The organism is bacterium (assembly GCA_035295165.1).
GTDB lineage: Bacteria > Sysuimicrobiota > Sysuimicrobiia > Sysuimicrobiales > Segetimicrobiaceae > JAJPIA01.
Genome location: DATGJN010000002.1, coordinates 33535 through 47505, shown reverse-complemented (window position 1 = coordinate 47505; position 13971 = coordinate 33535). Strand labels below are relative to the sequence as shown.

Below are 13971 nucleotides of genomic sequence, written 5' to 3'. Positions count from 1 at the left end.
CGAGGCTCCGCCCGCCGGGGCCAGCATCGGCGCCTATCGCGTGCCGGCGCACCAGACTGATCCACGCGGACACATGAACAACGCCGCGTACCTCGACCTCCTTGATGACGCCCTCGGCGCCCTCGGCCTCGATCCGCAGGCCCGTCCGGCCGAGTACGACCTCGCGTACTTCCAGCCGGCGCTGTCCGGTGACACATTGGAATCTGCGGCGTGGCCCACGCGGGGGGCGCCAACGTCGCCGTGCACCGGCCGGACGGTTCCCGGGTCTGGTGGGGGCGCCGCCAGGGGCCGGCCGCCGCTCCGTAGCGCAGGAATACGACCCTCGCCCGATTGTCGTGCCCATCGCACGGACGTACCCTGTTTTTGGATGCCGTCCTCGAGGGGTCATGCCAAACTAAACATCCCTTGCACGCCGCTCCGGGCGGGCCTGACGGTCGAACCTGGAGGCGAGCAGACGGCAAATCAGATTGGGGGGATACGGAATGAGAACCATCACGCGGCGTGAGCTCCTGTGGCAGGGCGGAATCGCGGTGGGCGGTCTGGTCGCCGCGCCATTGATCCGTCTCGCGCCCGCAGACGCCGCGATCGCCGGCGGGACGCTGACCAAACTGACCAACGCGCACTGGGGCCTGTTCAACGCGGAGGTGGTCGGCGGCCGGCTCATGCGGACGTTGCCGTTCGCGAAAGATCCGCACCCCAACCCCATGGTCACGGTTATGCCGGACCTGCTGTACACCTCGAATCGCGTGAAGTACCCGATGATCCGGGAGGGGTTCTATCGGAATCGGTCACGTAGTGACACCGCCGGGCGCGGCGTCGAACCGTTCGTGCGCGTCTCGTGGGACGAGGCGCTCGGCATCGTGGCGGACGAGTTGCGGCGGGTCAAGATGCAGTACGGCAACCGTGCCATTTTCGGCGGTAGCTACGGGTGGCAGAGTCCCGGCCGGCTGCACGGCGCGAGCCAGGCCATGCAGCGCCTGCTGGTGCTCCTCGGCGGCTATGTGTACTACGTCAACACCTACAGCGCGCCCACGCTGCCGGTGATCAGCCCGCACGTGGTGGGAGACGCGTCGCCGAAAGCGTCGGCGTGGCCGAGCCTCATCAAGAACAGCCAGCTGGTGGTCATGTTCGGATACGATCCGTTCGTCAACGCCGAGGTGCTGTCGGGGGACGGTGGACACCTCGTCATGGACTTCGTGAGGCAGCTGCGCGACGCGAAGATCCCGGTCGTGTCCGTGAACCCGCTCGAGACCGACACGGACCAGTTCCTGAAGCCCCAACACATCGCGATTCGGCCGAACACCGACACCGCGCTCATGCTCGGGCTGGCGCACGTGCTCTACACCGAGAACCTCCACGACAGGGCGTTCCTGGACAAGTACACGGTCGGGTTCGACAAGTTCGCCGACTACCTGAGCGGCAAGGCTGACGGGCAGCCGAAGTCGCCGGAATGGGCCGCGCCGATCACCGACGTACCGGTCGAGACGATCCGCGCGCTCGCGCGCCGCATGGCGAAGTCCCGCACGGTGCTGATGGGCGGCTATCCGCTGCAGCGGGCGGTCCACGGAGAACAGCCGGTGTGGATGATGATCACGCTGTCCGCGATGCTGGGCCAGCTCGGGCTGCCGGGCGGCGGCGTGCAGATCGACTTTCCGTCCCGGGTGGGGGCGCCGCTCGGGACCGCCCCCGCCGTCCCAGGGTTGACCACTGGCACGAACCCGGTCAAGGATTTCGTCCCCGTCAATATGTGGACGGACATGCTGCTCAACCCCGGTAAGACGATCGACTACGACGGGCAGAAGGTCACGTATCCGGACATCAAGTTGGTGTATTGGGCGGGAGGCAACCCGTTCCATCACGCCCAGAACGTCAACCGGGTCGTGCAAGCGTGGCAGCGCCCCGAGGTGACGATCGTCCACGAGTACGCGTGGACGGCGACGGCGAAGCACGCCGACATTGTGCTCCCGGCGACGACCACGCTCGAGCGCAACGATATCGTGGGCACGAGCCGGTTCATCGCGGCGATGCCGCAGATCGTGCCGCCGCTGTTCGAGGCGCGCGACGACTTCGACATCTGTGCCGCGCTCGCCGGGCGCCTGGGCGTCGGCGCCCAGTACACGGAAGGCAAGGAGGACGAGATGGCGTGGCTGCGCCAGTTCTACGCGACGGCCCAGCAGCAGGCGAAGGCCCGCGGGCTCGCGATGCCGGAATTCGACGCGTTCTGGCAGCAAGGATACCTGGAGTTCTCGGTGACGGATGCGGCGAACCAGCTGGTGGGATACGCGGAGTTCCGCGCCGACCCGGTCAACCATCCGCTCGGCACCCCGTCGGGGAAGATCGAGATCTACTCCGAGGCGATCGCGGGGTTCAAGTACGACGACTGCCCGCCCCACCCGACCTGGCTCGCGCCGGACGAGTGGCTCGGGAGCGAGAAGACGGCGCGCTACCCGCTGCATCTACTGTCGCCCCATCCGAAGGACCGACTGCACTCGCAGCTGGATCAGACCCGTCTCCGGGAGCGGTACGAAGTCGCCGAGCGCGAGCCGATTTGGATCAATCCGTCGGACGCGGCGGCCCGCGGGATCGCCAACGGCGACGTCGTGCGGGTGTTCAACAACCGGGGGCAGACCCTCGCCGGCGCCGTGGTCACCGCGCGGACGCGCCGTGGCGTCGTTGCAATGCACGAGGGTGGGTGGTACGATCCGCTGACCCCCGGGCAACTCGGCACGCTCGATCGCCACGGGAGCATCAACGCCGTGAGCACGGACGCGCCGAACTCGAAGCTGTCGGACGGGAACCCGTCGCACTCCGCGCTGGTGCAGATCGAGAAGTACGTCGGCATGCCGCCAACCATCACGGCGTTCGCGCCGCCGAAGACCGCGGTGGCCTGGCCGCTCAACTACCGCGCCCGGAGGTGGGGCGATGTGGCTCACCCTCGGCGATGAGCGAACCCTGATCAACCTTGATCATGTCCGACAGCTCACCGTCGAGGGGGGATCGTTGACTATTACGTTCTCGGGAGGAGAGAAGGTGGTCATCCGGTCGTTCGCCAGCGAGGCGGACGCCAAGGCGATTCTCAAACACGTGAGCAACGAGTTGATGACGACCGACCTGCCGGTGATTCGGTAGCCTGCCGGCTCCGGGCGGAGGTCGTCGAGCAGGAGCGGGGCGGACCGATCCGGTCCGCCCCGTAGGCGAGCAGGCGAGGAGGAGAATCTCATGGAGACGCCCAGGCAAGGGGTTCGCACGGTCACCGCTCGTTCGGGATTGAGCCGTCGCCGGTTCCTCCGCGGGTTGGGGATCGGCGCGGCCACGGGCGGTGCGTCGCTGCTCGGCGTGCCGGCGGTGCTGACACCGACCGCGGCCGCCCCCGCGCCCGGCGCGCCGCCGGCCGTGCTCGAACCGCCGGCCGGCACCGAGCGGGTGTTGACGAGCGCCGACAGCGAGGGGCTCCTCAACGTCCACGTCAAAGACGGGCGGATCGTCCGGGTGAGCAGCCTCGACTATCCCAACAACGAGGCGTCGCCGATGGGGCTCAACTGGCACCATCGCGTATATGCGTCCGACCGGATCTTGTACCCCATGGTGCGCGTGGGCTGGAAGCCCGGCGGCGGCGACCCCGCGACGCGGGGAGTGCCTCGCTACCGGCGCGTGAGCTGGAGTGAGGCCCTCGACCTCGTCGCCCAGGAGCTCAAGCGCGTGAAGGGGCGGTACGGGAACGAGGCGATCCTCGGCGGCGTGTTCGGCGGATGGCAGTCCGCCGGCAACCTCAACGCCAAGATCGGCCAGATCAGCCGTTTCCTGAGCCTGTACGGCGGGTACACGAGCCTGATCGGCAACAAGAGCTACGCGTGCTGGCAGTGGGGCGCTCCGTACTCCTGGGGGCAGATGTACCCCGACGACTCGATGGCCGACACGCTCGCCAACACGAAGATCTTCATCTTCTGGGCCTCGGATCCGATGGACTCGTGGAAGGTCCGCGCCCCGTCGTACGCTCGGGTCCGGAACTGGATCACGACGATGAAACAGCGGGGTATCAAGCTGATCACGATCGACCCGCTGTACACGCAAACCGCGGAGATCTCGGACGAGTGGATCCCGATCCGCCCCGGCAGCGATTCAGCGCTGATGGCGGCGATCGCGTACGTGATGCTCACCGAGAACCTCTACAGCAAGGACTTTGTGGACAAGTACACGGTCGGCTTCGAGCCGTTCCGCCAGTACGTGATGGGGGAGACGGACAAGCAGCCGAAGACGCCGGAGTGGGCGGCGGCGTTGACCGAGATCCCGGTGGACAAGATCCGCGCGCTCGCCCACGAGTATGCGCAGACGCCCCGCGTGAAGATCTCCTGTGCGCGCGGCATCCAACGCAACGATCACGGCGAGCAGCAGGTGCGGATGCTGATCACGCTGGCCGCGCTCAAAGGCGAATTCGGCCTGCCTGGTGGCGGCCTGTCGTTCGAGCTTCCCGGGTTCGCCGGCGCCGGCGACGCCCGCTTGAAGGGCCGGGGTCCCGCGGGATTCCCGGGCGTCCAGAATCCGGTGACACAGGTGCTGCTGGATCAGCAGTTTGCGCACGCGCTCCTCAACGCCCCGGTCACGCTGCACCACAACGGCAACACGTACCAGTACCCGCAACCGGGGAAGGCGGAGGTGAAGCTGATCTACTGGGTGGGCGGCGCCGCGCTCAACCAACACGACCAGATCAACGAGAACCTTCGTGCGCTGCGGAAGATGGAGACGATCATCGTGCAGGACAGCTGGTGGACGCCCGCGGCGCGGATGGCCGACATCGTCCTGCCGATCAACACCGTGTTCGAGCGCAACGACATCACCCAGTTCTGGCGGTACGTCGTGTACCAGCACAAGGTCATCGAGCCGCTCGGCGAATCGAAGTCGGACTTCGAGGTGTTCACGGCGCTCTCCGCGCGGCTCGGGTTCAAGGACAAGTTCACGATGGGCCTCGAGACCGAGGACCTGTGGCTTCGGAGACTCTACGCGCAGGCCCAGAACCCGATGAGCTACGAACGTTTCCGGGAGGTCGGTTTCTACACGCTGCCGACCGACGAGACGCCGTACGTCGCCTTCGCGGACTTTCGCCAAGATCCGGCCGCGCATCCCCTCAACACGCCATCGGGGCGGATCGAGATCTACTCGCAGCAGATCGCGAAGTACGGCTACGCGGACTGCCCGCCGACGCCGCAGTGGATGGAGCCGTTTGAGTGGCTCGGCAGCGCGAAGGCGAAGCAGTATCCGCTGCACCTCCTGACCAAGCACCCGCGGTGGCGCCGGCACTCGTCGTACGACAACGTGGCGGAGCTCCACGAGTACAGCAAGATCAAGGGGTACGAGCCGGTGTTCATCAATCCCAAGGACGCCGCGGGCCGTGGCATCGAGACCGGCGACGTCGTCCGGGTCTTCAACGACCGCGGACAGGTGCTGGCCGCCGCGTTGGTGACCGAACGGGTGCGCCCGCGGGTCGTGATCCTGCACGAGGGTTCCTGGTACCGACCCGCGGAGCCGGGCAAGCTCGGCAGCTTGGACGTAGGCGGGTGCGCTAACAGCCTGACCGCCCAGCGGGGCACGTCGCAGCTCGCGCAGGGGCCGGTCTGTCACACCGGGCTGGTGCAGATCGAGAAGCATTTCGGCGGGGAGCGTCCGAACGACTACGCGCCGATCCAGCCCACCTAACGCCGGCACATGCGTCCCGGCGACGACCGTGCGCCCCCGAATCCGGGGGCGCACGGCGTTACCGGCCGCGCGGGCGTCTCACGGGCGCGGAAGATGGGCACGCTACTAACGAGCAAATTGACCTGTCCAGGGGACCCGACACATGTCGAAAGTGTCTTCGTCACGTTCCGGGGACGGAGCCCGAGCCGGCGCCGCGAAGCCGGACCGGGCGCTCCTCTTTCTTGCGCGTCTCGCAAACGACCTCGCGGCGGTCCGGTCGCTGCCGACCCTGCTCGAGCGGGTGATGCTGGCGCTCCACGAGGAGACGGGGTTCGACTCGTGCACGATCGCGCTGCTGGACGAGCGCGTGCCGAACGCGTTGACCGTTCGGGCCGCCTCGGGCCTCTGGGCGAAATCGCGGGGCGCGGCGCTGCCCCGAGACAAGGGGTTGCACGGGACCGTCATGGACCGCAAGGTCCCGTTGCTCATCTCGAACCTGTCCCCTGACGGCGGGACGCTCCCGCGTGGGGGGAAGGTCAAGTCAGGCATCTACGCCCCACTGGTCGTCAGCGACCGCGCCATCGGGGTCCTGAGCGCCTACGCCGCCGCCCCGGGCGCGTTCACGGAGGCCGACCTCAGTCTCCTCACGGTGGTCGGGCGCTATCTGGCGGGAGCGGTGGAGGTGGCGCGGCTCAACGAGCAGTTGAAGCAACTCGCGGCGACCGACGCCCTCACGGGCGTGGCCAACCGGCAGAGTTTTCTGGATCGCCTTGGGTCGGAGATCGCTCGCAACCGGCGCACGGGGCGCCAACTCAGCGTCGTGCTGCTCGACATCGACGGGTTTGAGATCATCAACAGCGTGCACGGCCACGCCGCGGGCGACGAGCTGCTCGCCCACGTGGCGGATCTGCTGGTCCGTTACGTGCGCGGCTCCGACATGGTGGCGCGGTGGGGCGGGGACGAGTTCGGCATGCTCCTCCCGGAGACGACGGCCGCCCAGGCGGAGAAGCTGGTCGCGCGGCTCCGTCCGGTGCGGATCACCGTGCCCCACATGCGGGAAGCCGGCTCCTACGCGAGTCTCTCGTGCGGACTCGCGACATGGCCGAAGGACGCGCAGACCCCCGAAGGGCTCCTGCGGGAGGCTGACAACCGGTTGCGCAAGATGAAGCGCCTGTTCGTGAGAAACGGGGTGCGCCAGTCCGGACGACGATAGGGAGGGCGGGGGCGATCCACGCCCCGGCGGAGGCGTTCCTCCGCCGGGGCGTACGTGTGCCTACTGGAGAATGAGGTGACCGGTTGCCCACATTGCCAGCCCCGCGAGTAGAAGCAGCGCAATCAACATGGTTTGTACCCCCTCTCCGCGCGTGATCCACGCACTCATGTTGTCCCCACGGGCCGGCCCGACGGTGCGAAGAACCCGCGCGGATGTCGTGAAGATTCGATGAACGCTGGCTTCCCGTCAAATCAGGTAGAGACCGGATACTCCACCCGGCCGGGGGTTGGTAGCGTGAGACCATGAGGGCGAGCGCGCAGACGGTCGCGCGCCCGCCGAAGGAGGGGAACCATGAGTGAATCATCCGAGCGGACCGACGCGAAGGCACCGCGGGGCCGGGTACGCCGCCGGGAGTTCCTGAGGGGTGTCGGTGCCGCGGCGGCGAGTACGTCATTGCTGGGAGCCGCGCTCCAGCCTCGGCCTGCGGCGGCGGCCGCCATGCCTGCGGCGTCGCCACTGGAACCGCCCGCCGGGACCGAGCGGGTCCTCGCGAGCGCCGACAACGAGGGGCTGATCGACGTGCACGTGCTGAACGGGCGCATCACCCGGGTCAGCAGCCTCGACTACCCCAACAACGTGGCGTCGCCGATGGCGTTGAACTGGCACCACCGCACATACGCGCCGGATCGGATCCTGTACCCGATGGTACGGGCGGACTGGAAGCCCGGCGCGGGCGGCAATCGCGCGACCCGGGGGGTGCCGCGCTATCGGAGGGTGAGCTGGGACGAAGCGCTGGACCTCGTGGCGCAGGAACTCAAGCGTGTCAAGACGCGCTACGGCAACGAGGGGATCTTCGGCGGCATGATCGGCGGGTGGTCTACGACCGGGCTGTTGAACACCAAGACAGGCCAGCTCAGCCGCTTCTTGAGCCTCTACGGCGGGTACACGAACCGCATCGGCAACAAGAGTTACGCCGCGTGGCAGTGGGCGGCGCCGTACTCCTGGGGCGTGATCTTTCCCGACGATTCGTGGGCGGACACGGTTGCCAACAGCAACCTGGTGATCGTGTGGGGCAGCGACCCGATGAACGTCCAGAAGGTCGTCGGGCCGCTGCAGGGCCGCACGTACGAGTGGATCGCCGCGTTCAAGCAGCGGGGCGGGAAGCTCATCACGATCGACCCCGTCTACACCGAGACCGCCGAGGTGTCTCAGCAGTGGATCCCGATCCGACCCGGCACCGACTCGGCGCTGATCGCAGCCATGGCGTATGTGATGCTCACCGAAAACCTCTACAACAAGGGGTTCATCGACACGTACACGGTCGGATTCGAGCCGTTCCGGCAGTACGTGATGGGGGAGACGGACAAGCAGCCGAAGACGCCGGAGTGGGCGGCGGCGCTGACGGATATCCCCGCGGAGCGGATCCGGGCCCTCGCGCACGAATACGCGGGCACCTCCCGCGTGAAGATCACGACGGGGTTCGGGATCCAGCGGCAAGATCACGGCGAGCAGCAGGTGCGGATGCTCATCACGCTGGCCGCCCTGAAAGGCGAGTTCGGGCTCCCGGGCGGCGGGCTCACCGCGTCGATCCCGGGCTTCGGATCGGCCGGCGACGCGCGCATCAAGGGCCGGGGCCCCGCGGGATTCCCCGGGGTGCAGAATCCGGTGACGCAGATCGTGCTGGACCAGCAGTTCGCGAACGCGGTCCTGAACGCGCCGGTGACGCTGCATCACAACGGCAACACCTACCAGTATCCGCAGCCGGGGAAGTCGGAGATCAAGCTCATCTACTGGGTCGGGGGCTCCACGCTCAACCAACACGACGAGGTCAACCGAAACCTCCAGGCGTTCCGCAAGATGGAGACGATCATCGTGCAGGACAGTTGGTGGACGCCGATGGCGCGGCACGCGGACATCGTGCTGCCGATCAACACGCTCCTTGAACGCGACGACATCAGCCAGACGTGGCGGTACGTGGTCTACCAGCACAAGGCGATCGAGTCGCTCGGGGAATCCCGATCCGACTTTGACGTGTTTCGGGACCTGTCGGCGCGACTCGGGTTCAAGGATAGGTTCACGATGGGCCTCGACACCGCGGACCAGTGGCTGCGGAAGATCTACGCGTCCGCCCAGATTCCGATGAGCTACGAGCGGTTCAAAGAGGTCGGCTACTACATGTTGCCGATTGACGAGACCCCGTACGTGGGCTTCGCGGCCTTTCGCAAGGACCCGAACGCGAACCCACTCAACACGCCGTCTGGGAAGCTCGAGATCTACTCGGCGGCGATCGCGAAGCTCGGCTATACGGATTGTCCGCCCACGCCCCAGTGGATGGAGCCGTTTGAGTGGCTCGGCAGCCCGAAGGCGGCAACGTACCCGTTCCACCTGATCACCAAACACCCGATCTGGCGGCGGCACTCATCCTACGACAACGTGCAGGAGCTCCATCAGTACAGCAAGGTCAAGGGGTACGAGCCGGTGGTCATCAATCCCACGGACGCGGCGGCCCGCGGGATCACGACCGGGGACGTGGTGCGGGTGTTCAACGATCGGGGACAGGTCCTGGCCGCGGCGGTGGTCTCGGAGCGCGTGCGCGCACGCGTGGCGTTGCTCCACGAGGGTGCGTGGTATACACCGGCCGAGCCGGGCAAGATCGGCAGCCTCGATCGCGGCGGCTGCACCAACGTCCTGACATCGCAGCGTGGGACGTCCCAGTTGGCGCAGGGGCCGGTGGCGTATACGAACCTCGTCCAGATCGAGAAGCACTACGGGGGCGAGCGCCCGAACGACTACGCGCCGATCCAAGGCGCGTAGGGCGCCGCCTCTAAGCGTGCGGGTGCCCCCGGCGACCGGGGGCACCCGCGTTGGCGACACACGCGTGCGGTCAGCGTGAGGCATCCGAGGAGCGGGCATCTCGGCTCGGCGGTCTGACGTCACGGCCGCCTTCACAGGACATTCATCCGATATTCATCGCCTCTGTGACAGTCCTTCAAGGGCGTCGTGTACCCTCAGAGTGTCAGCAGCCCGTCGCCGGTCCGACACCGGGGCCGCACGGGAAGCGGACGACGCATCAATCGGAGGTGATCGGGATGACGTTAGGCACGCTGGTGAAGGCACGGGTGTTACGACTCGTGATCATGGGAGCGGCATGTGTGGTGTTGAGCGGGCTGCCGGCGTACGCCGAGTCGCCGAGGTACCAACCGAACTATCCGGCCCACACGACCAACTGGGGCGGCCGGTACCAGGATCAGGGCAGGGGATGCACCGCATCTTCGGCGCGCGATGGCCGTTGGGGGTCCGCCCGGCAACAGGACCGTTCGTGTACCCAAGGCCGACAGAACCGTGGCGGTTACGGCAACGGTTACGGCTACGGCAACGGCTACGGCCAATCTGACCAGTCGCAACCGTTCGATTCCGGCGCCTTGCCGCGGCGTGGGCCGGAGGACGGGAACAGTCCACACTGACGGGCACGATCGGGGCAACTCCGTAGAAGGCGCGGGGGTGTGGGTGGCCGCGCCCCCGCGCCGTCTTCGCTCGGATCTCGCTCGAGTCGCCGGCAGAGGCGGCGGAGGCGTGAGGTTGATTGTGTGGCTCATTTGTGGCACACTAATAGCGAACGAACCGCACAATTGATCCTCATCGGGAGGATGGCCGCCGATGCCACAGTCCGTGGCACTTCGCCGAGCCGAGGCAGACCTGGAGCGCCGCCTCGCGACACATCGTACGCTCAACCGACTCCTTGAGCGTGGCAGCGCCGAGGGGATCCGGGTGTTTGTGGTCGAGATCAGCGAGTTCTTCACCGCACTCGGGAAGCAGGCGGGCCTCCGGCCGGACACGGGTCTGGTCGTTGCCGGGGCCGTGGTGCAGGACGCGTTCGCGCCGTTTCTGTGCTACCAGCGGGGGCATCGGCGCGAGGCGACCCGCCTCCTGATGATCAAGTGGCGGTTCTACCGTGGCGATCCCGTCGCGGCGGTTCCCACTCGTACGCACTGTCGGCCCGGTCCCGCGGACGATGGGACGCTCCGGATGTTTTCCGCCACGGTGTCCGGGGTCCTCATCGCCCAGGCCAAGGTGTCGCGGGGGCCAGCCCTGCTCGCCGAGCTCCTCGGCGGGCTCGGAATGAGCCACGACGAATTCGGCCCTGTGCTCGAGGTGTCGGGCGAGACGATCCGTCGATGGTCGCACGGCACGGGGTCCATCCCGGAGGCGAAGCTGGCCAAGCTCGACAGCGCCGCGGACGCCCTCAAGCGGTTGGTCGCGCTCTTCCGTCCCGAGCGGCTTCCGGAAGTGATCCGCCGCCCCGCCGAAGTGTTCAGTGGGGAGCGCGCGATCGACTGGATCCGGCGGGGGCGGATTGCGGACGTCGCAGATCGGTACGATCTCGCCCTGTCGTATCAGGCATGACCGCCGCGCGGCTCATGCCGCACACCCACAACGTCTACCGGGTGCTGGCGCGCCGGCACACGATGTCGGAGGATGCGTCGTACAGTCAGACCAGGCGCGACAACCGGTGGAACACTCCGGACTTCCCCGCGCTGTATGCGTGTTGTAGCCTGGCGGTCGCCCGGTCGGTGGCCAACGATCTCTTCAGCCGCTCCGGCGTGGTCCTCGAAGATCTGCAGCCGGACGCCCTCCCGGTGTTGCACGAGCTCGGCTGGCGCGGTGAGCTGGTGGATGCGGCGACCCCCGCAGGCCTCGCGACGGCAGGGCTGCCATCGGCGTACCCCACCGGGGTGACCAAAGCAGACACCCAGCGGGCGGCCAGCACGTGGCATGCGGCGGCGTTCGAAGGCGTCGTCTGCCGCAGCGCGTCGCTTGCGCGTCTCGGATTCGCACAGTGGACGCAGCCCCACGAACCCTGGGGCGAGGTCGCGATCTTCACCCGCAACGCGAAGCGGCCGGTGCGCCGTGAGCGCACCTGGATAGATCTCGCCTGGCTCCGGGCGCCGTCCACAGAGGTCTCTTGACCCGTTCCTTCCACCGGCGCATCATTTCACTTGTGAGGGATGCGGGGTGACCATGCGCCAGGCAGTGCTTCGGGCTCCCTACGATCTGACGTTGGAGCACGTGCCCGTGCCGGTTCCGGCGCCTGGCGAGGTCGTCGTGCGCGTGCGCGCCGCGCTGACGTGCGGCACCGATCTCAAGACCTACCGCCGGGGGCATCCCCGGGTTCCCTTCGGACCCTTCGGGCACGAGGCTGCGGGGGACATCGCCGCCGTCGGCGACGGGGTCGGGGGATTCACCGTGGGGCAGGCCGTTGTCTTCATGCCGACCGCGCCGTGCGGAGAGTGTGGTCCCTGCCGGCGCGGCAGCGAAAACCTCTGCGAAACGCTGTTCGACGACATGGCCGTCGGGGCGTACGGCGACCAGATGCGCGTGCCCCGGCGCATCGTCCGCCGGCATCTTTTTGCGAAACCGGAGATGCTCTCCTACGTCGAGGCGGCTTTTCTCGAGCCGCTCGCCTGCGTCGTGCACGGCTGGCGGCGTTTAGGCCGATTCTCCGGTGGACGCGTCGCCGTCGTCGGGCTCGGTCCGATCGGGCTCCTGCACATTCGGGAAGCGAGCCGCCGCGGCCTGGAGGTGGCTGCCGTGGGACGGCGGGCCGCCGCACGGGAGCAGGCTGTGCGGGCGGGGGCCGCGCATACGATCGACGCTCGCGCGGACGACCCCGGTCAGGCGCTCCGGGCGCTGTGGGGCGACGGCCCCGACGTGCTCATCGAGTGCACGGGATCGCCCGACATCTGGACGGCGGCGCCTCGGTGGGTGGCCGGCGGGGGCCGGGTGCTGCTGTTCGGGGGACTGCCCGGCGGCACCACCCCCGAGTTCGACGCCACGCGTCTTCACTACGGTGAGGTCGACTTGATCGCCACGTTCCACTACGGCACGGACGACGTGCACGCGGCGCTCGGGTTGTTGTCGTCGGGGACGTTCCGGCCGCGCGACTTGATCAGCGAGACGCGCCCGCTCGATGGCATCGTCCAGGTCTTTCACGATCTCGACCGCGGCGTCGGCGCCAAGTACGCCGTCCTTCCGGAGGGCTCCACGTGGGCGTAACGCGACCGGCCACGACCATCGCGGCGATCTACCACGGACCCGGCGATCTGCGTCTCGAGGAGGTCGCGGTACCCCCGCTCGGACGAGGCGACATGCTGATCCGCGTCAAGGCGTGCGGCCTGTGCCCCGGCGAGATTATGGATTGGTACATGATGCGGAAGGCCCCGGTGCCGCTCGGCCACGAGCCCGTCGGCGAAGTCATCGACGTCGGCGACGACGTCGCGTTCCGACCGGGGGACCGTGTGTCCGTGCACCATCACGCGCCGTGCCTGACGTGCCGGCGGTGTCGGCGCGGCGACTTCGTTCACTGTGCGACCTGGCGGCCGCGGCGTTTGGTGCCCGGCGGTCTCGCGACGTATGCGGTCGTGCAGTCACCCGCCGTGGCGGGTGACGCCCTGCGCGTACCCGATGACCTGTCTGACGACGCCGCGACGTTTGTAGAACCGCTGGCGTGCGTGGTGAAGTCGATTCGCCGTGCCCGGGTGCAGGACGGGGACCGCGTGTTGGTGGTCGGTTTGGGCCTGATGGGGTTGCTGCACCTGCAGGCCCTCCGGGCCCTCGTGCGTCCCGGCCAGCTCCTGGCCGCCGATCGCGTGCCGGAACGCCTCGCGCACGGCGCCCGGGCCGCGGATGCGGTGATCGATACCTCGCAGACCGGACTCGACGAGGGAGTAGCCCACCTGACGGACGGCGAGGGCGCCGACGTTGTGATCGTGTGCCCCGGCACCGTCGACGCCCTCGAGGCGGGACGCCGCGCGGTCGCGCCAGGAGGCACCCTCGCGGTGTTTGCTCCCACGCCGCCGGACGGCCGCTGGCCGCTCCCCGTGCACGATCTGTTCTTTCGGGAGACGACGATCGTTCCGTCCTACTCGGCCGGCCCGAATGACACGCGGGAGGCGATGCGGCTACTCGCGGACGGCCTGCCGGTCGAACGCTTGATCACGCACCGGTTGCCGCTGGAAGACATCGGGCGCGGCTACGCTCTCGTGCGCACCGGCGGCGCGGCTCTCAAGGTCGTGGTGCACCCGTAAGAG

9 protein-coding genes are annotated in these 13971 nt (G+C 68.1%); all 9 read left to right on the top strand.

Features of this window, described 5'->3' with window-relative positions:
• Window positions 1-482 precede the first annotated feature (482 nt).
• The 9 genes from VKZ50_00275 (at window position 483) to VKZ50_00235 (ending at window position 13968) form a co-directional block, all read left to right on the top strand.
• Complete coding sequence (locus VKZ50_00275; protein HLJ58150.1) at window positions 483-2945, top strand: molybdopterin-dependent oxidoreductase; 2463 nt, start codon at window positions 483-485, stop codon at window positions 2943-2945.
• Window positions 2923-3129, top strand: a complete 207-nt coding sequence (locus tag VKZ50_00270) for a hypothetical protein (protein ID HLJ58149.1) — start codon at window positions 2923-2925, stop codon at window positions 3127-3129. Before VKZ50_00275 ends, VKZ50_00270 begins: the two co-directional genes overlap by 23 nt.
• 90 nt (window positions 3130-3219) lie before the next feature.
• Window positions 3220-5691 carry a molybdopterin-dependent oxidoreductase gene (locus VKZ50_00265; GenBank protein HLJ58148.1) on the top strand — a complete coding sequence of 824 codons (2472 nt, stop codon included), beginning with the start codon at window positions 3220-3222 and terminating at the stop codon, window positions 5689-5691.
• A 142-nt stretch (window positions 5692-5833) separates the two neighbouring features.
• Window positions 5834-6883: a sensor domain-containing diguanylate cyclase gene (locus tag VKZ50_00260; protein ID HLJ58147.1), complete on the top strand. Its 1050-nt coding sequence runs from the start codon at window positions 5834-5836 to the stop codon at window positions 6881-6883.
• 351 nt (window positions 6884-7234) lie between these two features.
• Window positions 7235-9697, top strand: coding sequence for a molybdopterin-dependent oxidoreductase (locus VKZ50_00255; GenBank protein ID HLJ58146.1), 2463 nt, complete (start codon window positions 7235-7237; stop codon window positions 9695-9697).
• Window positions 9698-10540: 843 nt separating this feature from the next.
• Window positions 10541-11287, top strand: coding sequence for a hypothetical protein (locus VKZ50_00250; protein HLJ58145.1), 747 nt, complete (start codon window positions 10541-10543; stop codon window positions 11285-11287).
• Entirely contained in the window at window positions 11284-11850 is a 567-nt protein-coding gene (locus VKZ50_00245) for an RES family NAD+ phosphorylase (GenBank protein ID HLJ58144.1), read from the top strand. Before VKZ50_00250 ends, VKZ50_00245 begins: the two co-directional genes overlap by 4 nt.
• A gap of 52 nt (window positions 11851-11902) precedes the next feature.
• Entirely contained in the window at window positions 11903-12937 is a 1035-nt protein-coding gene (locus VKZ50_00240) for an alcohol dehydrogenase catalytic domain-containing protein (GenBank protein HLJ58143.1), read from the top strand.
• Window positions 12928-13968 (top strand): alcohol dehydrogenase catalytic domain-containing protein, encoded by a 1041-nt coding sequence (locus VKZ50_00235; protein HLJ58142.1) that lies wholly within the window; start codon window positions 12928-12930, stop codon window positions 13966-13968. The genes VKZ50_00240 and VKZ50_00235 overlap by 10 nt, the downstream gene beginning before the upstream one ends.
• Window positions 13969-13971: the final 3 nt, after the last annotated feature.

What these genes read in the sequence shown, in the direction of transcription:
- VKZ50_00255 (HLJ58146.1), top strand. Translation starts at nt 7,235, where the DNA reads ATGAGTGAATCATCCGAGCGGACCGACGCGAAGGCACCGCGGGGCCGG.
- VKZ50_00265 (HLJ58148.1), top strand. Translation starts at nt 3,220, where the DNA reads ATGGAGACGCCCAGGCAAGGGGTTCGCACGGTCACCGCTCGTTCGGGA.
- VKZ50_00250 (HLJ58145.1), top strand. Translation starts at nt 10,541, where the DNA reads ATGCCACAGTCCGTGGCACTTCGCCGAGCCGAGGCAGACCTGGAGCGC.
- VKZ50_00270 (HLJ58149.1), top strand. Translation starts at nt 2,923, where the DNA reads ATGTGGCTCACCCTCGGCGATGAGCGAACCCTGATCAACCTTGATCAT.
- VKZ50_00260 (HLJ58147.1), top strand. Translation starts at nt 5,834, where the DNA reads ATGTCGAAAGTGTCTTCGTCACGTTCCGGGGACGGAGCCCGAGCCGGC.
- VKZ50_00245 (HLJ58144.1), top strand. Translation starts at nt 11,284, where the DNA reads ATGACCGCCGCGCGGCTCATGCCGCACACCCACAACGTCTACCGGGTG.
- VKZ50_00240 (HLJ58143.1), top strand. Translation starts at nt 11,903, where the DNA reads ATGCGCCAGGCAGTGCTTCGGGCTCCCTACGATCTGACGTTGGAGCAC.
- VKZ50_00275 (HLJ58150.1), top strand. Translation starts at nt 483, where the DNA reads ATGAGAACCATCACGCGGCGTGAGCTCCTGTGGCAGGGCGGAATCGCG.